Source organism: Nonomuraea sp. NBC_00507 (assembly GCF_036013525.1).
Taxonomy (GTDB): domain Bacteria; phylum Actinomycetota; class Actinomycetes; order Streptosporangiales; family Streptosporangiaceae; genus Nonomuraea.
Genome location: NZ_CP107853.1, coordinates 6634624 through 6653374, shown reverse-complemented (window position 1 = coordinate 6653374; position 18751 = coordinate 6634624). Strand labels below are relative to the sequence as shown.

Annotated in this window: 17 protein-coding genes; 6 read left to right on the top strand and 11 right to left on the bottom strand. The window is 71.6% G+C overall.

The annotated features are described in order from the left end of the window. From OHA25_RS32185 to OHA25_RS32170, 4 genes are all read right to left on the bottom strand, one after another. Complete coding sequence (locus OHA25_RS32185; protein WP_327580704.1) at positions 1-1014, bottom strand: Ldh family oxidoreductase; 1014 nt, start codon at positions 1012-1014, stop codon at positions 1-3. Positions 1015-1152: 138 nt separating this feature from the next. After that, entirely contained in the window at positions 1153-2223 is a 1071-nt protein-coding gene (locus OHA25_RS32180) for a hypothetical protein (RefSeq protein ID WP_327580703.1), read from the bottom strand. 140 nt (positions 2224-2363) lie between these two features. Beyond that, the gene (locus OHA25_RS32175; protein WP_327580702.1) at positions 2364-3053 is read right to left on the bottom strand and encodes a DUF2786 domain-containing protein; all 690 of its coding nucleotides are present in this window, start codon (positions 3051-3053) and stop codon (positions 2364-2366) included. Between the two features lie 21 nt (positions 3054-3074). After that, entirely contained in the window at positions 3075-4313 is a 1239-nt protein-coding gene (locus OHA25_RS32170) for a hypothetical protein (RefSeq protein ID WP_327580701.1), read from the bottom strand. Positions 4314-4618: 305 nt separating this feature from the next. On the opposite strand from OHA25_RS32170, the gene OHA25_RS32165 reads away from it, so the two are divergent. The 3 genes from OHA25_RS32165 to OHA25_RS32155 are packed head-to-tail and all read left to right on the top strand — an operon-like array spanning position 4619 to position 6834. Next, positions 4619-5791 carry a cytochrome P450 gene (locus OHA25_RS32165; protein ID WP_327580700.1) on the top strand — a complete coding sequence of 391 codons (1173 nt, stop codon included), beginning with the start codon at positions 4619-4621 and terminating at the stop codon, positions 5789-5791. A gap of 18 nt (positions 5792-5809) precedes the next feature. Continuing rightward, positions 5810-6565 carry an HAD family hydrolase gene (locus tag OHA25_RS32160; RefSeq protein ID WP_327580699.1) on the top strand — a complete coding sequence of 252 codons (756 nt, stop codon included), beginning with the start codon at positions 5810-5812 and terminating at the stop codon, positions 6563-6565. Beyond that, positions 6562-6834, top strand: a complete 273-nt coding sequence (locus tag OHA25_RS32155; protein WP_305921642.1) for a DUF4031 domain-containing protein — start codon at positions 6562-6564, stop codon at positions 6832-6834. Before OHA25_RS32160 ends, OHA25_RS32155 begins: the two co-directional genes overlap by 4 nt. Here the strand turns inward: OHA25_RS32155 and OHA25_RS32150 are convergent. Next, entirely contained in the window at positions 6823-7500 is a 678-nt protein-coding gene (locus tag OHA25_RS32150; RefSeq protein WP_442942216.1) for an HD domain-containing protein, read from the bottom strand. The two genes, OHA25_RS32155 and OHA25_RS32150, sit on opposite strands and share 12 nt — an antisense overlap. An 87-nt stretch (positions 7501-7587) precedes the next feature. On the opposite strand from OHA25_RS32150, the gene OHA25_RS32145 reads away from it, so the two are divergent. Together OHA25_RS32145 and OHA25_RS32140 are read left to right on the top strand one after the other, a co-directional pair. Beyond that, positions 7588-8895: an alpha-hydroxy acid oxidase gene (locus OHA25_RS32145; RefSeq protein WP_327580697.1), complete on the top strand. Its 1308-nt coding sequence runs from the start codon at positions 7588-7590 to the stop codon at positions 8893-8895. An 88-nt stretch (positions 8896-8983) separates the two neighbouring features. Beyond that, positions 8984-9403: a hypothetical protein gene (locus OHA25_RS32140; protein ID WP_327580696.1), complete on the top strand. Its 420-nt coding sequence runs from the start codon at positions 8984-8986 to the stop codon at positions 9401-9403. Positions 9404-9416: 13 nt separating this feature from the next. On the opposite strand, the gene OHA25_RS32135 is transcribed toward OHA25_RS32140, so the two are convergent. From OHA25_RS32135 to OHA25_RS32125, 3 genes are read right to left on the bottom strand one after another with little or no spacing between them, the layout of a single operon-like run. Continuing rightward, positions 9417-12623: an ATP-binding protein gene (locus OHA25_RS32135; protein WP_327580695.1), complete on the bottom strand. Its 3207-nt coding sequence runs from the start codon at positions 12621-12623 to the stop codon at positions 9417-9419. Further along, positions 12620-13915 carry an oxygenase MpaB family protein gene (locus tag OHA25_RS32130; RefSeq protein ID WP_327580694.1) on the bottom strand — a complete coding sequence of 432 codons (1296 nt, stop codon included), beginning with the start codon at positions 13913-13915 and terminating at the stop codon, positions 12620-12622. The genes OHA25_RS32135 and OHA25_RS32130 overlap by 4 nt, the downstream gene beginning before the upstream one ends. A 22-nt stretch (positions 13916-13937) precedes the next feature. Then, entirely contained in the window at positions 13938-14648 is a 711-nt protein-coding gene (locus tag OHA25_RS32125; protein WP_327580693.1) for a Crp/Fnr family transcriptional regulator, read from the bottom strand. Between the two features lie 179 nt (positions 14649-14827). Between OHA25_RS32125 and OHA25_RS32120 the strand changes: the two genes are divergently transcribed. Further along, complete coding sequence (locus tag OHA25_RS32120) at positions 14828-15400, top strand: RNA polymerase sigma factor (RefSeq protein WP_305921635.1); 573 nt, start codon at positions 14828-14830, stop codon at positions 15398-15400. Position 15401: 1 nt separating this feature from the next. Here OHA25_RS32120 and OHA25_RS32115 read toward each other — a convergent pair whose 3' ends face one another. From OHA25_RS32115 to OHA25_RS32105, 3 genes are all read right to left on the bottom strand, one after another. After that, the gene (locus OHA25_RS32115) at positions 15402-16670 is read right to left on the bottom strand and encodes a hypothetical protein (RefSeq protein ID WP_327580692.1); all 1269 of its coding nucleotides are present in this window, start codon (positions 16668-16670) and stop codon (positions 15402-15404) included. A 243-nt stretch (positions 16671-16913) separates the two neighbouring features. Beyond that, the gene (locus OHA25_RS32110; RefSeq protein ID WP_327580691.1) at positions 16914-17681 is read right to left on the bottom strand and encodes a hypothetical protein; all 768 of its coding nucleotides are present in this window, start codon (positions 17679-17681) and stop codon (positions 16914-16916) included. Positions 17682-17883: 202 nt separating this feature from the next. Then, on the bottom strand, positions 17884-18747 hold the full coding sequence (locus OHA25_RS32105) for a hypothetical protein (protein WP_327580690.1): 864 nt from the start codon (positions 18745-18747) through the stop codon (positions 17884-17886). Positions 18748-18751 lie beyond the last annotated feature (4 nt).

The window sequence follows — 18751 nt, the reverse complement described above, 5'->3', positions numbered from 1 at the left end:
CTACGGAACGCCGAGTCGCGAGGCGAGCGCCGCCAGCTCCGCCCACACCGGGGCGGGCACCGGGATCCCCTCCTTCAGCCGCGCCGTACGTGCCTCGGTCTCGGGCTCGCCCGGCACGACCACGCCGGGGCCGGAGGCACGCAGGGCCTCGCAGAAGGTCTCGACCTGGGCGATGTAGCTCTCCAGGGGGACGAAGGCGGCGATGTCGACCGCGCTGATCACCGTGCCGAACGTGCCGTCGTACTCCGGCGAGCAGGCGGTGCCGGTGCCCGTGAGCAGGCCGCCGACCAGCTCGATGAGGACGCTCAGGCCGTACCCCTTGTGGCCGCCGAACGGCAGCAGCGCCCCGCCCCGGTAGAAGTCGTCCGGGTCGGTGGAGGGACGGCCGCCAGGGTCCACGAGCACCCCTTCCGGGGCCGGCGAGCCGGTCCCGCGCAGCAGGCCCAGCTTGCCCTCGGCCATGGCGGCGGTGGCCCAGTCCATGACCACGGCCGCGCCGGCGGCCCGGGGCACGGCCCAGGCCATGGGGTTGGTGCCGAGCATCCTGCGGCGCCCGCCGTACGGGGCGACGGTGGGGTCGGCGTTGCCGACGACCTGCGCGATCAGGCCCCGTGCGGCCAGCGACTCGGCGTACTCGCCGAGCCTGCCGACGTGGTTGCACTCCCTGATCGCGACGACGCCCGTGCCGTGCTCGCGGGCCAGCCGCGCCGCCTCGCCTGCGGCCAGCCGGGCGGCGGCCTGCCCGAAGCCGCGCCGCCCCGAGACGACGGCGGTGGCGCCGCGGCGCGAGACCACCTCGGGGCGGGCGTCGGGCACGATCACGCCTGCCTCGATCCCGTCGAGGTAAGGCGTCAGCCGCCGCACGCCGTGCGAGCCGTGCCCGGCGAGGTCGGCCTCGACCAGGGACGCGGCGACCGTCACCGCGGTGCCGGCGGGCGCGCCGGCCGCGACCAGGAGGTCACGGGCGAGGTCGCGGAGGTCGTCGGCGGTGATGAGGCGGGGGGATGCGTTCACGGGATGCCTATCCTCATCGTGAGGCGTTCCGTGTGCGCGCTTATGCCCGATCCCCGCCGGCCCAAACGGAGCTCCGGAAAGGGCTTACCAGGCCCTGTGCTCCGCCCCGCGCGGCCAGCGGGGCGAAGGGTCACGGGGTCAGCCGGCGGCGTTGGGCCTCCAGAGGACGGCGTGCTGCTGATTGCTGGGGTACATCGCCGTCCCGACGATCTCCCCGTTGGTGTTGATGGCGTTGGCGGCCGTCCCCGAACCTCCCGCCGGGTCCGGCAGCCGGACCGGCGCGTGCACAGGGTCGGTCCACACCGCCGGGTGGGCGGCGCCGCCGGCCGCGTCGCAGGCGTGCGTTCCGACGATCACACCGTTGTCGTTGATGGCCGCCGGCCATGCCAGGCCGTCGCCGTCCTCGATGGAGCGCATGCCGGTCTCGCGGCTCCACACGAATCCGGCCTGGAGCACGCCGTCCGCGCCAAGCGCCGACTGGCCGACGACGTGGCCGTGATTGTTGAGGCCGCTGGCCTGGCTCCAGATTCCGCCCAGCGTGCCCAGCTCCGTGACGGCGCCGTTCTCCCAGAGGAAGGCGCGCTGCGTCTGCTGGTCCGCCGGCAGGCCGACCGTTTCAGTGCGGCGGTGCGTGCCGGCGATCTGGCCGGCCTTGTTGACGTCTGAGGCCCCGCTGCCGGCGACCACATGGAGATCGGTCTTGACACCGTTCCGGATCACGAAGGCATGAGTGCGCCGGGTGCCGTCGGGCTGCAGGCCGACGTAGTCGCCGACGATGACGCCCTGGCTGACGTCCCTGGGAAAGGTGAGCGCGCCGAAGTTGCCCAGATCCTCCATCGTCCCGTTGTGCCAGAGAAAGCCGTGGCCCTTGCTGTCCGCCGTGTAGCTGTTGCCGACGACACGGCCGTCCTCGTCGATGGCCGATGCGCTGCTCGTGGGACCTCCGAGGGTGCCCACGTCGATGACCTGGCCGTCGTCCCAGATCATCGCCTGGGAACGGCCTGCCGCGTTGGTTGCCCAACCGGCGATCTGCCCCTGGTCATTGATGTCGAGCGCGCGGCCGATCACTCCCAGATCGACGGCCTGCCACTGGTCGGTGGTCGCCGGGCACGCGTCTGCCGCGGCCGGGCTCGCGCCTGCTGCCTGCCCCGCGGACGCCACGATGAGAGCGCCGGCCAGGGCGGTGATGCTCGTCCGTGCTAAACCCATGATCACTCCGTAGGCGGAAGACAAAACGATCACAGCGTAAACGCATGACGGATCTTCGCCAAGGATGATCATTCGCGCACAGTGAATGCGATCAGTTCGTGATTGGCGCTGCGCATGGGCGCCAGAACGTATTTCCCTCGTCAGGTGAGCTCGCGGGCCGTGGCGGCCGGCATACCGGTGCGGCCGAGGTCGGCGCGGCGACCGGCGGCCACGCCGGCGCGGTACCCGGAGCCACTGGTGCGGGGCACGCTCATCCTGATGTTCGGGTAGTGGGCCGCGACCGCCCGCTCCACCTCGCCACGCCGATCGGCCAGCACGAGCTCGGTGCCCGTGCCGGCGGCGTCGGCCTCGGCCCGCGACTCGGCCGCGCACAGCAGCCTGTAAACCTCGTCGGTGAACCCCAGCAGCCACGACCGCCGATACGCCCGCACGGCCGTGACGTCCTCAGGGACCCGTACGCGCGCCAGCCCGGAGGCCATCTGCAGCAGCAGCGACGTCGCCAGCAGGTCGGCGCGCTCCAGGTCGGCGGCGAACCCGAACACGTGCACCCGCTGCCCTCCGTCCCCCCGCCCGATGAGCAGCGGCCGGCAGCGCACGGCCTGCGCCACCAGGCTCACGAGGCGGGCCTTCTCCCCGGCCCACGGGCCCGGCAGGGTGACGATCCGGTCGCCGGGCACCTGCCGCGTGCCGGCGGGCGGGAGCGCGTCGATGCCGTGCTTGGCCATGAGCGCCGAAGCCGCCGCCATGAACGTGGCCCGCTCGTGGTCGTTGTCGGTGCGTTCGGCCTTGGCCAGGAGTTTCCTGACGCGATCGAGTGTGCGCTCCCGCAAGCGTGTGCTCCCCCGGTGCCCTCAGTGCTTGGTCAGCACCCTCCCGTCGGCTCCGAGCACGGGGAAGGCGCCGGTGTCCACGATGCCGTGCTGCTGGTACAGCGCCTCGATGATGGCGTGCGCCTGCGGCTCCAGCTTCCACAGGGCACGATACTCGCGCGCCGTGGCCAGCGAGATGCCGATCTCCTGAGCGATGTCCACGGTACGCGGCACGATTCCTTTGGCGATCTGCCGGTCCCAGAACTCGCGGGCGGCCCGGATCTGCGCCGCGCGCTCGGCGGTGGAGACGACCTGCGGGGTGGTGTCGAGCACCTCGACGTCCTCGTCCTCGTCGTTGACGAGCTCGGCCAGTGCGGGCGGCAGCGCCGGGCGGGCGGGAACCGGGTGGTGGTCGGCCTCGGGCTCCCAGGGCACGCGGGGGTCGGCGTCGATGAGCGCGGAGGTGTTGTAGAGCGCGGCGATCTGGGCCAGCAGCGCCTCCTGCCGGGCCGGGTCCACGGCCAGGCCGGTGTGCTCGACGGCCTGGTCCATGGCCTTGTCGAGTCTGGCCAGCGCGTGGCGCATCTTGCGGTCGGAAGCCCCGCCCTCGCGCAGCGCCTTGGCCCGCTTGGCGGCCAGCGCGACCCGGGTGAGCCTGCGGTGCGCGTCGACCTCGCTGGTCGTACGGTCGCTGACCTCGGCCAGCCCGAGCCTGACCAGCGCCCGTTCGGGCGTGAGCCGCCAGTTGATGCGGCCGGTGCCGCGGATGCGGTGGCGTTCGATGGCCATGCCGCGCTCCCACAGCCAGGCCGCCACCAGCGGGGCGGCCAGCCGGAACACGGCCTCGGGCAGGCTGCGCGCGTCCATGCTGGACAACACCGCGGTCAGGCAGGTCAGCGCCCACACGGCGATGCCGTCGATGCCGGCGGAGAAGTTCTCGCGCATGTTGCGGCGGGCGCGGACGGCGCTCGTGATGATCGCGATCTCAATGAACGCGAACAGCAGTAACCTGAGCGGCCCGTCGAGCCCCAGCACATCCTGTGAGAAGCGCCACATACCCTGCGCGGACACGCCCGTGGCGATGGAGGCGGCCATGATGGTCAGCACGTCCTCGACCGGACGCGGGGCGACGTATCTGGCGAGCAGCCAGGCTGCGGCTTTCCACGCGACCCTGAGCACCAGGAACGCGAGCGCCAGCCCGGCCAGGCCGAGCAGCGCGATGACAGCGGTGGCGAGCGGCTTCTCGCTGACGAAGCCTGCTATTTCCTCGAATGTCGGCATCTGTCACTATCCGTGATGGCTGTGGCTCCGGCTCTATGCGACGAGATCATCGCAGAATGTCGCCATCTTGTACGCGAAACGCAAACGGCTTCCTCAGTTTGCTCCTGATTCCCACCATCACCGGTGTGTCGCGTTGCCCTGCCGGCCGTCGGGGTGAGGTCACGGCGGCTGACGAGGCGGTGATCGTCGCAGGTCTGAGACAAAAATTCGTCCTTTCGGAGGGCACCGAACGCGCTTCTGGATGGGACCATCGATCGAGGGATTTATCCCAAGATCGTGCGATGTATCCAGCAGGACGGATATCGATGTCAGACAATGAGTTCCCGCTCGTCCAGTTCATGCGCGACGGCTTGGACCCGGTGGACGAGCTCGGACGCATCCGGGCCGAGCACCCGGTCTTCCCGATGGAGATCCCCGGCGATCAGACGGTTTACCTCGTCACCCGCTGGGAGGACGTCCGCGCCGTGCTCGGCGATCACGAGCGCTTCAGCAACGACTTCGCGGGCGTCATCGGTCTCGGCTCCAACCAGGAGGACCCGGGCGGCCTCGGCTTCCGCGACCCGCCCGAGCACACCCGCCTGCGCAAGTTCCTCACCCCCGAGTTCACCATGCGGCGCCTGCGGAGGATGGAGCCGCGCATCGAGGCCATGGTCGAAGAGGCGCTGGACCGCATCGAGGCCAAGGGCGCCGAGAGCATGCCGGTGGACCTGTTCGAGGAGTTCGCGCTGCCGATCCCGTCGCTGGTGGTGTGCGAGCTGCTGGGCGTGCCGTATGACGAGCGCGCCGGATTCGTCAAGATCAGCAAAGACCGCTTCGACTTCACGGCCGGGCCCGAGGCGTCGCTGCAGGCGATCAACGACGCGATGACGTACCTGACGGAGCTGGTCGCCAGGGAGCGGCAGAACCCCGGCGAGGGCCTGCTGGGGCAGCTCCTGCGCGACCACGGCGACGAGCTGGACGACCGCACGCTGGCCAGCATGGCCGACGGCCTGCTGACCGGCGGGCACGACACCAGCACCAGCATGCTCGCGCTGGGCACGCTGTGGCTGCTGCAGAACCCGGAGCAGGCCGCGAAGGTGCGCGAGGTCGACGGCTACGTCAACGACGTGGTCGAGGAGCTGCTGCGCTACATGTCGGTCGTGCAGGTGGCCTTCCCCCGCTTCGCCCGCGACGACCTGGAGCTGCACGGGGTAACGATCAAGAAGGGCGAGCTGGTCCTGTGCTCGCTGATCGGCGCCAACCGCGACCCGGCCCTGGGCGAGGACATCGACGAGATCCGGCCCGGCCGGGACGTCTCGCACCTGGCGTTCGGCCACGGCATCCACCGCTGCGTCGGCGCGCCGCTGGCGCAGATGGAGATGCGCATCGCCTTCCGCGCCCTGCTGCGCCGGTTTCCGACGCTGCGGATCGAGGGCGAGGTGCCGTTCAGGGAGCTCGCCATCGTCTACGGCGTCAAGGAGCTACCCGTCGCCTGGTAGAGCGGTTACGTTCGCACTGTGAGCGAGCTTGTCATCGACCTGGCGAGGATCAGCGCCGTCGTGTTCGACACCGACGGGGTGGTCACCGATACCGCGCGGGGGCACGCGGCCGCCTGGAAGCACGTTTTCGACGCGTTCCTGCGCGGCCGCTCCGGACCGTTCGACATCCGCGACGACTACCTGCGCCATGTGGACGGGCGGCCGCGGCTGGACGGCATCCGCACGTTCCTGGCCTCGCGCGGCATCACGCTGCCCGAGGGGTCGGCGGACGACGAGCCCGGCGCGCCGACCGTGCACGGGCTGGGGCTGGCCAAGGATCAGATCTTCGTCGCGCAGGTGGACAAGTACGGGGTCGCCGCGTTCCCGGCCACGGTCGCCCTGCTGCACGAGCTGCGGCGGCGGGGCGCCCGTACCGGGGCCGTGTCCCCCAGCCTGCACGGGCGCAAGCTGGTGAACTCGGCGGGCCTGTCCCATCTGTTCGACGTGCTGATCGACGGGAACGACGCGGCCCTGATGAACCTGCCCGGCATGCCGGAGCCCGCCCTGTTCCTGGAGGCGGCGCGCCGGCTCGACCTGCCCGCGGACAAGATCGCGGTGGTGGCCGCGGCGCTGCCCGGGATCGAAGCGGGAAGGAAGGGCGGATTCGGGCTGGTGGTGGGGGTGACCGGGGAAGGCGGCCGCAGGAGCGAGCCACGTGATCGCGGGGCCGATGTCGTGGTGACGGGGCTGGGCGAGATCGAGGTGCGCGGCAGGGTCCTACCCTTGACGACGTGACCGTTCTCATCGACCCTCCCCACTGGCCGGGGCCGCGCGGCCTGATGTGGTCGCACCTGGTCAGCGACCGCTCGCTGGAGGAGCTGCACGACTTCGCGGCACGGCTGGGGGTGCCGGCGCGGGCGTTCGACCGGGATCACTACGACGTGCCGGAGACCGTGCACGCGCGGGCGGTGTCGCTGGGGGCCGAGGCGGTCAGCTCGCGCGAGCTGTTACGGCGGCTGATCGCCGCGGGCCTGCGTCGCCGCAAACGCCACTCACCCCGCTGAACCCGCCGTGAGCCTGGCCAGTTCGGCCGTCATGTTGGCGCGGGCGCGCTCCTCCCACAGGCCTGCCGCCTGGGCGGTGCGGTAGAGGCGGGGCGCGGCCAGCAGGCGGCGCAGCACCTCCGCGCGGCCTGCTCTGAACAGGTCGTCGGGCACGTGGGCGTACTCCTGGCGGATGGCGGCCGCGTAGGCGTCGTACCCGGGGCGGCCCAGGACGGCCAGGTCCGCGTCGCACAGGACCGCGCCGTTGGCGTCGCCGTCGGTCAGGGTGTCGTGGGCGGCGGTGAGGCGTACCAGCCTGGCGGTCTCGCCGATCCGGGCCGCGGGCACGCCGCACCTGGGCAGCCGCGACTGGGCCAGCTGGGCGCTGCGTTCCTCGTCCCAGCCCGGCCTGCCGTCGTAGACCGCGTCGTGAAACCAGGCGGCCAGGCGCACCGCCGCCGGGTCCTCGGCCTCGCCCGCCAGTTCGTCGACGGCGTCCAGCACGGCTGTCAGGTGGGCCAGGTCGTGGTAGCGGCGATGCGGCTCGGCCCACCGGGCGATCAGCTCGGCGCCGAGGGCCCGCGCGGCCGGCGAGCCACCCGCGAGCGCCTCCCACCGCTGAGCCAGTGCCGCCCACCGGTGGCCGCGTCCATCCCGCCTCCCGGCGACCGCTCCCGGCTCCCCCATCCGGCCCGCCGCGTCACTCACCGCCACCGCACCGCCTTCGATCGGTCTGACCCGGCCGCGGCCCCACGCATTGATCGTGAGTCGGCGGTGCCGCGAACCCGGCGTGTGGGGAGCGGGGCGTCGATCACCACTCCACCGTACTTTGGTAGCGTCCTGGGCATCGACACGGCACCGAAGGAACCACGGCGCCTGCCTCGGTGGCGGGAGCTGCGGACCGTTCTGCCCGGCTGGCCGCGGCTGGGCGGGGCGCGGCGGGTGGCGGACGCCGCCGATGTCGAGGATCTGCGACGGCTGGCCATGAAGCGGGCGCCCCGGATGGTGTTCGACTACGTCGACGGCGCCGCCGAGGGTGAGCGGTCGATGGCCAGGGCGGTGGAGGCGTTCGGGCGGGTGGAGTTCCGCCCGCGGGTGCTGCGGGACGTCGCCGAGGCCCCGACGGCGGTCGAGATCCTGGGCCGGCGGATCGCGATGCCGGTCGTGCTCGGGCCCACCGGGTTCACCAGGATGATGCACCGGGCGGGCGAGCGGGCGGTGGCCAGGGCGGCGGAGCGGGCCGGAGTGCCGTACACGCTGTCCACCATGGGCACCACAACGGCCCAGGACGTGGCGGCCGCGGCGCCCGGCGGGTGGAACTGGTTCCAGCTCTACGTCGTGCGCGAGCGCGCCCGCACCCTGGAGACGTTGTCCCTGGCCAGGGACGCAGGCATGGACGTGCTGGTGGTGACCGTGGACGTGCCGGTGGCCGGGGCACGGCTGCGTGATGTGCGGCACGGGCTGACGGTCCCGCCGTCACTGCGCTGGCGCAGTGTGCTGCAGGCGCTGCGGCGGCCGGCGTGGTGGTTCGACTTCGTCACCAGCGAGCCGCTCAGGTTCGCCACAGTGGACGGCGCACCTGACGACCTGGCCGGGATCACGAACGTGATGTTCGACCCGTCCGTGACGATCAAGGACCTGGAGTGGATCAGGTCGGCGTGGCAGGGGCAGCTGCTGGTCAAGGGCGTGCAGCGGGTGGACGACGCCAAGGACCTGGCCGCCGTCGGGGTGGACGGCCTGGTGGTGTCCAACCACGGCGGGCGGCAGCTCGACCGCTCCCCCACGCCGCTGGAGCTGCTCCCCGAGGTGGTGGACGCCGTCGGGGACCGCACGGAGGTCTTCCTGGACGGCGGCGTCCGCAGCGGGGCCGACGTGGCCGCCGCGGTCGCCCTGGGCGCGCGGGCGTGCTTCATCGGCAGGGCCTATCTGTACGGACTGATGGCCGGCGGCGAGGCAGGGGTGACGCGGGTGCTCGACCTGCTGCACGCCGAGCTCGTACGGACGACGCAGTTGCTCGGCGTGGGCGGCGTGGGCGGCGTCGGCGGGCTCGACCGCGATGTCGTGCGCCTGCGCCCGTCCTGACATCACGCCGAAGGACGCGTATCTGACCGCCGGTGCCGGCTCTCTGCTCCTTCACACGGGGACACGGTCCTCACTGAAGGGAGAACAGATGGCAACCGGAGATTTCCAGGTGATGAAGGTACCGGCCGAGCAGCTGGCCGGTGCTCTCCACGGCCAGGTTGTCGATCCGGGCGCGCAGCCCACGACCGTCGTGCGGTGCGGCGAGGGGTGGACCGTGGACGTGAGCTGGGAGGTCACCGGCGAGCTCATCGACTGGCTGGCCGGCTGCTGGCAATTGGAGATCATCGCCGATCTGCTGGGCGGTGGCGAGTCGAGGCATCCTTCGCCCCCCGTGGAGATGACCTTCACACCGGGGTCGGGCCGATATACGGCCTCCATCCCGATGCGCGGTCAGCTCGCCCCCGGTACCTATGATCTCGTGGTCAACCTCACCACCACGACCGCCGCCGGCACCGCGGGGGCGCTCGGCGGGTTCGTGGTGCTCAGCAAGATCGTGGTGAAGGAATGACCCGCGGATGAGGTCAGCGCAGGCGGCGCTCCAGGAGGAGGGCGCCGCGGCCGGACAGCAGGGAGGCACACCATTCGCGCAGGTCCGCCGGTTTGGGGCCGCTCACCTGGCCTGCGTCCAGGAGGTCCGCCCAGTCCAGCAGGGATTCGGCGAGCATGAGCGGCACCTCCCTCCGCTCGTGCACCTCCGCCGCGGCCTCGAAGTGCTCCGCGGCCCGCGGCAGGTCGCCCATCGTCACGCACAGGTGAGCCAGGTAGTGGTGCCCGCAGTGGTGCGCCACCGTGCTGTGGCCGAACGTCTCGCCCTCGGCGGCCAGCGAGCCGTAGAGCTGCGCGGCCAGGTCCGCCCGCCCGAGCCGGGAGGCGGCCACGGCCAGGTTGTCCAGGGCGGGCCGGTGCCCCATGGTGCGCGGCGGCACCGCGCCCTGGTCGGCCAGGATGCGATCGAGCAGCGGGCCGGCCTCCTCGTCGCCCATCTCGCAGAGATAGCGCAGCACCGCGTGCACGGGGTCCACGCGGGGCGCCTGGGCGGCGCGGCGCAGCCGGTCACGCAACTCCCACAACCGTCCCTGGAGCCGCCGGATCTCGGCGATCTGCTCGGAGTAGATCGCCACGGCCTCCAGGCGGCGGCCGATCTCCGAGCCGAGCCGCATGGCCGCCGTCGCCTCCGCCTCCGCCTGCGCCAGATCGCCCTGCATGAGAGTCAGCCCGCTCTTGGAGTAGCCGACCAGCCAGTGGAGGTATGGCTGCGCCAGCCGGTGCGCCAGCTCGTCTGCCTGGTCCAGCAGCGTGGCGGCGCGGGCCGCGTCGCCGCTGTCCAGGACGGGAGGCGTCCGCTGCATGTAACCGTGGAACAACACCAGGTCGTCGCCGGTCCTGCGGGCCGCCTGCAGCATCTCGTCGCCGTCGCGGTGGCGCTGGTGCAGCGGATCGGCGGGGATGATGGTGAGGCTGCGCAGGCACAGCACCAGGGCCAGCGTGCGCGCGTCGCCGGACTTGCGGGCCAGCGCCACGGCCTCGTCGCTCAGCGCGAAGCGGCGCTCCCCGTCGGGCGCCCAGATCAGCTCCGAGGCGAGATGGGCCGCCAGCAGCGCCCTGGTGCTCACGTCGGTGGAGTCGACCAGCCGCCTGGCCTCGGTCAGCAACGCGATGCGCTGCTCGTCGGGGGCGGCCGAGATGCTGGTGAAGCCGCGGTCGCCGCCGAGCGCCGCCGTGACGATCAGATCGCCCCGGCCGCACTCCCTGGCCAGGTCCGCCGCCGCCACCAGGGTCGGGCGCGCCTCGGGATGTCCGGCCAGCCACATCGCCGTGCCGCACTCCAGCAGCAGCTCCGCGCGCCGCTCCACGCTGGCGCCGGGGAAGTCCTCGAGCAGCTCCAGCACCCGCTGATACCAGGTGACCGCCTCGCGGTGCGCCAGCCCGGCCAAGGCGTGCTGCGCCGCGCGCACCGCCGCCTCCGCTGCCGCGCCGACGCGGGCCGGGTCGCGGCCGTGCTCGGCGGCGGCCAGCAGGTGCGCGGCCACCACGTAGGGTCGCGACTCCATGGCTGTCGGGTCCGCCTGGCACAACGCGTCGGCCACCCGCCCGTGCAGCAGCCCGGCACGCGGCGGTGAGAGCGTGGCGTAGAGAGCGTTCCTGGTCAGCTCGTGGGAGAACCGGCAGGTGCCGCGTCCCGACATGGTGACCAGGCCGGCGCCCAGCGCCTCCTCCACCGCGGCCACGAACCGCGCCTCGTCCAGGCCCAGCCCCAGCCGCAACTCGGCCGACTCCATGCGCTCGCCGACCGCCAGCAGGCTGATCAGGTCCCTGGCGTCCGGGTGCAGCTGCGCCAGCCGGGCCAGCACCATCCTCGTGACCGAGTCGGGCACGGCCAGCGCGTCCAGATCCTTGCCCGCGGCCAGCTCTCTGGCCACCTCGCTGATCAGGAACGCGTTGCCGCCGGTGATCCGGTGCAGCTGCTCGGGGTCGCCACCGGAGCGGACCTGCGACAGCAGGTCGGAGACCTCGTCGAGGCCGAATGACGAGACCTGCACGACGCGGCCGTCGGCGGTCAGCTTGTGCAGCTCCGGCATGGCGGACTCGACCGGCACCGGCCGCGACGTGGCCAGGATGAGCAGCGGCATGGCCTCGGCGTCGTACATGAGGGAGCCCAGCATCTGCAGCGACTCCAGCGTCGCCCACTGCAGGTCGTCGATCACCAGCAGCACCGGCCGCACGGTGGCCAGCCGCTCGATCAGGGTGCGGGCCGCCGCCATCAGCTGGTAGCGCTCCGAGACCGGCTCGGTGGCGGGCGGCACCTGCAGCGACATCGGCGGCGCGCCGAGTGACGGCGCCAGGCGCACCAGCTGGCCGCACTGCTGGTCGACCCCGGCCCGCAGGAGCAGCGCGGGCGAGGTGCGGGCCAGCCGCTCCACGGCGCCGGCGATCGGCTCGTAGGCCTGCCGCGCCGGATCCGTGCACCGCCCCGCCAGCACCGTGAACTGCCGCTTGAGCGCCTGCCTGGCCACCATGGAGGCCAGCCGCGTCTTGCCCACCCCGGGATCGCCCTGCAGGATCACCAGGCCGCTGCCGAACTCGGCGGCCGCCAGCTCGCCGTCCAGCGCCCGCAGCTCCTCGTCCCGGCCCACGAACGGCAGCTCGTGCCCGCTGTCCAGCCAGGTGGGCAGCCCGCCGCTCTGGTGGTGGTCGGCGTTCTGCCAGTGCAGCTCGTAGGTGTGCAGCGGCTCGCGCAGCCCCTTGCCCGGCAGCCGCCCCAGATCCTTGAACTCGTGCCGGCTGCGCCCCTGGGCCAGCCGCCGCACCAGGTCGGTGCAGAGCACCTGGCCGCCTTCGGCGATGGCGACCAGCCGGGCCGCCTCCACCGTCGGCAGCCCGCTGACGTCGTCGTGTCCCCAGCACACATCACCTGCGGCCAGCGCGGCCTTGATGGAGATCTTCTCCATCGCGCGCTCGTTCTCGTCCGCCACCGCCTGTTCCACCGCGATGGTGGCGTCGAGCCCGGCGGTCGCCGAGTCGAACACGGCCATCAGCCCGTCGCCCAGGCTCTTGGTGAACGTCGAGCCGCTCGCCGTCACCACAGAGTGCAGCAGCTGATAGAGGCGGCGGAAGACGACGTTGGCCCGCTCCTCGCCGAGCCTGATCCGCAGCGCGGTGGAACTCACCACGTCGGTGAACAGGATCGTCGCCGTGGTGAGCGTGCCTGGCTCGTGCGGGGCGGTCACGCGCGCAGTCCCTTCCGCCCGACTGTCTTCTGCCGGATATTGTGCCGGACACTGTGGCGGATCTCGCGGGATTTCACGGCGGTCTTCGACTGCTTGATCCGCCAGGCGCGGGCCAGCTCCGCGGGGATGCGGAACGGCGCCTGCCCGCCCGAGTGGCGGTCGACCAGGGCGACCACGATGTCGCGCCCGGCCCGCCGCACCAGCCAGCGCACCACGGAGTCCGCCTGCCGGCCCAGCCACGGACGCCGGTGCGCGGCCCGCGCCGCCGCGAACAGGGCGGTGAACCACCACGCGGCCGGTGGCACGCCGAGCAGCTCCGGCACCCGGTCGGCGCCGTATCGGGCGTCGCGGAAGACCCAGTGCACCAGGCTGCGGGGCAGCTTGCGCCAGCCCAGGTGCATGAACTCCTCCATCTCCTCCAGGAGCCTGGCCATCAGCCTGCGGCCCTCGGGGCTGGACTCGTAGAGCCGGCCCAGGCGCTCGCTGACCGGCACCACGTCGTCGAGCGTGAGCGGCCCGTCCTGGCACGCCTCCACGCCCATGAGGTGGCCGAACACGCTCCACGTGTAGAGGTGGGCGGCGCGCTGCTCGTCCGTCAGCACCACGCCCATGCTCTCCAGGGCCTCCCACGTGACCACGGAGAAGTCGAAGATGGTGGCCAGCAGGAGCTCCTGGTTGACCGGCGGCCCGAACCGCTCGGTGTCCCAGGTGTCGCCGAAGCGCTCGTCGACCAGGGCGCGCACGAACGAGTGCAGGATGCGCAGCCCGATCGCGGTGGTGTGGCCCGGACGGCCAGGCTGCAGGCTGTCGGTGGCCTTCAGCCCCATCACGTCGACTAACATCTGCCCGGTCTCGGCGACCCGGCGGGTGAGGCTGTGCGTGGCGAGGTTGGACACGCCGGCCAGCACCTTGGCGCTGGACACCTCGACGTACGCCATGGGCAGGCACTTGCAGAACAGCGCGGCCGACTGGTAGAGCCCGTAGTCGGCGAACACGGCCTGCCCCTTGGCCAGCAGCTCCTTGTCGTCGCCCCAGTCGGGCAGGTCACTGGTGAAGTCGAGCGCGTCGAAGATCCGGGAGGCGGGCGGCTCCCCCGAGGGCGCCCTGGCCTCCCGCTTGGCCCGCCCCAGCTCCTCGATCACGGCCCGCACCAGCTCCAGCGGGCCCCTCCCCTCGGGCTGCTCGCTCAGGTAGGCGGCCACCACCTCGTCGACGGCCGGGTCGGCCTGCTTCCTGAGCTGCCGGAACCTCTCCTCCGGCCAGCGCTCGTAGGCGTCGTTGCGATCGTTCATGGTCCCCGTACTCCAGATTCGGTCAGAGCCCACCCCGCTTGCGCAGGGCGGCGACGTCCAGCAGCGTGATCGTCCGGCCCTCGATGGCGATGAGGCGCCTCGACACCAGCGACTGCAGGGCCCGGTTGACCGCCGGCCGCGTCGCGCCGATCAGCGCGGCGAGATCCGACTGCGTCAGCCCCGGCAGATCCACCACGCCTTCGGTGGTGCCGTGCTTGCCGGCCAGCTGCAGCAGCAGCTTCGCCAGCCGCCCGCCCAGGTCCAGGAAGGCCAGATCGGCCGCCTGGCCGGTGAGCCTGCGCACCATGTGCCCGAGCATGCGCAGGAACTCGTCGGCCAGCCCCGGATGCTCCCGCATCAGCTCCAGCAGCCGGGCCCTGGGCAGCGCGAACACCCACGACGGCCGCGCGGTGACGATCGAGGCCGAGCGCGGCGAGCCGTCCAGCAGCGCCATCTCCCCGAAGGTGTCGCCGCGGCCGAGCATGTTGAGCACGATCTCGTCGCCGTGCTCGGTGGTGAACACGACCTTCACCAGGCCGTCCAGCAGCACGTAGAGAGACTCCCCCGGGTCCCCCTGATGAAAGATGATCTGCCCGGACCGGTATCTCCGCGCCAGCCCGGCCCGCGCCGTGCTCTGGATGCCGCTGTCTCCGAGTACGCGGAACAGCGGGATCTCCGCCAGCACGGCGGCGACCGGCTGGATGTCCTGTGGAGCCCCGCTGCGCCCGTTCATGCAAGAACTTTAGGCCGCAATCGACGCCCGGACAGTATCCGGTAAGCGATCTACGAAATGTGACGAGGACCACATTCAGACTGTCACGCCCGAAACAGCCCCGGCCGATCTTCCGGCGGACTGTGGGGTAGCCGGCCGGAAGTGACCCCCCGAGTACCCGGACCGGCAGGGAGTCGGACATGCAGTTGGACACCATCGAACGCCTCGACACGGGCGCGCTCGTGTCGGCCGCGCAGGACGGCGACGCATTCGCCTGGGAGCGGCTGGTCGAGGAGTTCACGCCGATGCTGAAGGCGCGCATCCGCCGCTTCAGGCTCGGCCACGAGGACGCCCAGGACGTGCTGCAGACCACCTGGCTGCTGGCCTGGCAGAACCTCAAGAGCGTGACGGACGGGCAGCGGATGGCCGGCTGGCTGGCCACGATCGCCTTCCGCGAGTGCCTGAAGCTCACCAAGAAGACGAAGGAGATCTGCACCCCGGACCTGGACACGCTGGGCAGTACGGACGACGTGGACAAGGAGCTGGCCAGGGCGTGGCTGGCCGGCACGCTGGACGAGCTGGTCGAGGCGCTGCCGGACGCGCAGCGGGTCCTGTTCAGGGCGCTCACGGAAACCTCCGAGCCGCACTACGTGGATGTGGCCCGCAGGCTGGGCAGGCCGGTAGGGAGCATCGGGCCCACCCGAGCCCGCTGCTTCGCCAAGCTACGCGGGCTCCTCCAGGCCCGCGAGATCACCAGGGACTTCCTGGACTGAACTATGTGGTCGCCGAGTCAAGAGGGATCGCCTCCAGGAACGGCTCGAAGTCGAAGTGCGCCATCTCGTACGCGTCCGGGTCCGTCTCGGCCGGGTAGCGGTAGACCTTGCGCCGGACGGTGGGCAGGGCGGGGTCGTTCTTGAACATCTCGCTGACGGCCTGCGGCACCAGGCCGCGGCGCATCTCCTCGGCGAGCCCGTCGGCGACCTTGTCGTCGAACGGCACGTCGTACAGGGCGCGCACGTGCTGGTAGACGCGGAAATAGCTGACGATGAAGCGCATGCGGTCGGGGTAGGACACCCAGTTGGCCACCCCGGCCGTGGACGCCTCCTGGTCCTCGGTGATGAACTCCTCCGCCAGCTTGCGCACCTTCTCGTGCTGGATCGGCGCCCACACCTTCGCCATGTCCACGCCCGCGGGCGCGGTCAGCGGCTTGCCGACCTTGACGTCGCTCAGCGGCGTCTGCACGGCGAACAGGTGGCGGGTGTAGAGCCCGGCCCACAGCTCCTCCAGCGTGCGGGTCAGCCACGGCTGGTCCTCGTGCCGGGCGGCGTACAGGCGGAACCTCGGGAACGGGCGGCGCATGATCATCGAACGCAGCGACCGCCACGACACCCGGGTCAGCCACCTGACCGGCCGGTAGAGCACCAGTTCCAGGGCCTTCTGGGCACGTTTCTGCTCGTACGCCGACAACGCGATGTTGGCGCCCAGCATCAGCTCGGCCCGCACCGCCGGGTCGGTCGCCTCCTTGGCCTCCAGCAGCAGATGCGCCGCGTCCTTCAAATAGCGGGCGTCGGCCTGCTCCAGCAGCTCCGTCAGGAACTCGGGCGGCGTCGGCGTCAGGTCCGACTCCGGGCTCACCTTCAGGAACCGGTCCGGCGTGTCGTTCCACAGGTTGACCGCGAGGCTCGCGGTCTCGAGGAAGATCGCGCGGTTGGCCAGCGCCAGGCCGAGCTGGTAGCTGGGGCCGAGCAGGGTGAGCAGCGTGGCGCGGAAGAGCCGGCGGAACCGGCGCGGCACCCGCAGCTTGCGGCCGAAGTCCTCGATGAACGGCGAGGCGGGCGTGAGGTCGAGGCTCTCGCCCACCGCCTTGGAGGTCCAGGTGGCGTAGCAGTACCAGTTGTTGGCGTCCTTGCCGAGGTGCTCGGCCAGGTCGCCGGCGACGCGGTGGTAGGCGTAGGCGATGACCATGGCCTCGAGCGCCGGGCTGCGGTCCTTGTAGGCCGCGATGCGCAGCACGTCGTCCGCGGTCATCGGAGAGTCGGACATGAAGTCTCCCGTTTCGCTGGTCCCGTCGCCTCAAGTCGCTCAAGGAGTCAGAGCGTCTTGATGGGCGTCAGATACAGCCCGGCGGCCGGCTTCGTCTCCCGTGGCTGCCGAGGGCACCGAGCGTAGGAGGGACGACTTGCGAAAGGCTTGCAGGGTCCGCCCGGCCGCCTCCCGGTGTGCGCAACGCAGTGGCGGGCGATGCGGCGCCTCTCGCATCGCCCGCCACGGATTCGGTGGGTGAGTTCACGGCTCCTGAACGCAGGCCTGGACGCCTTCCTGACCCAGGTCGAAGAAGGCGACGCGCTGCTCGGCGTCACCGTGATGCTCCGGCTTCGACCAGGGATGACTGTCGGCGATCCGGGTGAGAGCCCTGGAGAGCTTGTCCGGATCTCGAGGCTCCCACTCGAGCCGGCCCTCCTCGTGCGCTCCGGCGAGCGTCGCACCGGCCAGGCAGTCCGCCTGCAGCTCGTAGCCCCTCCAGACCTGTCCCGGGATGCGTTGCTGGATGGCGTGTCCCCATTCGTGGGCGACCACCAAGTACGGGAACGTGTTCCCCTCCTCGCTCGGGATCCCTTCGATGAAGTCCTTGTCCCAGGCGATGTAGTCGGCCTCGCCGCCGCAGTAGATTGCGGTCTGCGCGCCCAGCGGCTCGCCGCCGCACGTCGGCCGGTCAGGGGAGGCGGGATCATACGGACCCACCACGGTGGGCGGTTTGTAGGGCCCGGTGAAGTTCTTCGGCCAGTTCCGCACCCAGAACTCGTTCACCACCTGAACCGCGTCCCGCTCGTCCTTCCTCATCTTGACGGACGTTTCCTCGATGGGTGCGGAGGGCGGTTCCTGCCGTTCCCGCGGCCGCGGCGGGATCCTGAAGCCGTACGGCTTCTCCCTGTCGTCAGCCGTCACCGTGGATTCCGGTTCGGTGGGCTCCTCCTCTGCCAGTGCCGGCGATCCATAAACGAGGACTGCCAGGAATGCCGGGCCGAGCACCATGAGCCCGTGCTTCTCGCTCATGCCGTCTCCTTCTCCCGTGGCCAGGATGTGCGGTCTTCGCCGTGCGGGGTGCGGAGATCTCCTTTCGAGGGCCGTCCCTCTCATGGTCGCCAGGGCGTTTCGTCGTTGTCGATGACGCTTGACCCGGTTGATCCGCGTCTTTAGGCACGAGCGGATGATCCGGCATAGGCAGAACACGATGATTTGACCCAACCGGTACGGGTCAGGGAGCGAGGGTCTGGCCCGCCTCGATGGCCTCGCGGACGCTCTTGGCCAGGGTCTCCTCCAGCGCGTCGCCGTGGGCGGCCAGCGCGCGCATCCCGTCGGCGTCGTCGGTGTGGGCCAGCAGTGCGCGGTATTTCTCGTTGTTGTCCAGGGCCTCGCGGGCCCGCAGGGCGGCGTCGGCCTCCTGGACGCGGCGGGCGTACCGCTCCAGGCCCTCGACCCTGGCGGTGACGGCGGCGACGGACCGGTTCAGCGCCTCCTGCTGGGGCTCCAGCACCGCCAGCAGCTCCGGCGTCACCACGCCCTGCCTGGCCCGGTGCTGCTCTTCCTGCAGGTGCGTCTGTGTCCGCAGCAGTGTCGCGATCTCCCAGAGCTGCCCGGGCAGCAGCACCTCGTTGGCCAGGCCGTCCAGCAGGCGGCGGCGCATGACCTGGGAGGAGTAGACGGTGCTCACGGCCTGCCTGGCGCGTTCCAGCAGGGCCCGCGAGGGCAGGGACAGCTCGGACACGACCACGCACCGCTCCGGGCCGGGCGCGTCCGGCTGGTCCTCGGCGAGCCTGGGGATGAAGCAGTCCAGGACGGCCAGGCGTTCCTCCTCGGTCAGCGCCGGGTCCATGACGAGATCGACGGTGCGCCTGACATGGTCCCGTTCCCTGGCGAGCAGGCGGCGCTCCTCGGCGGCGAACGCTCTGCGCCGGGACACGTCGTGCCCGACGACGATGCCACACAGGATGAGCGGAGCGAGCAGCACGGCGAGGACCACGTCCGGGGGGCCGACCCACACGTAGAGGGTGATGCCGGTGACGACGACCGCGCTGAAGGCGGCGATCGACGCCAGCGCCAAGCCGCAGCCTCTGGCCACACCG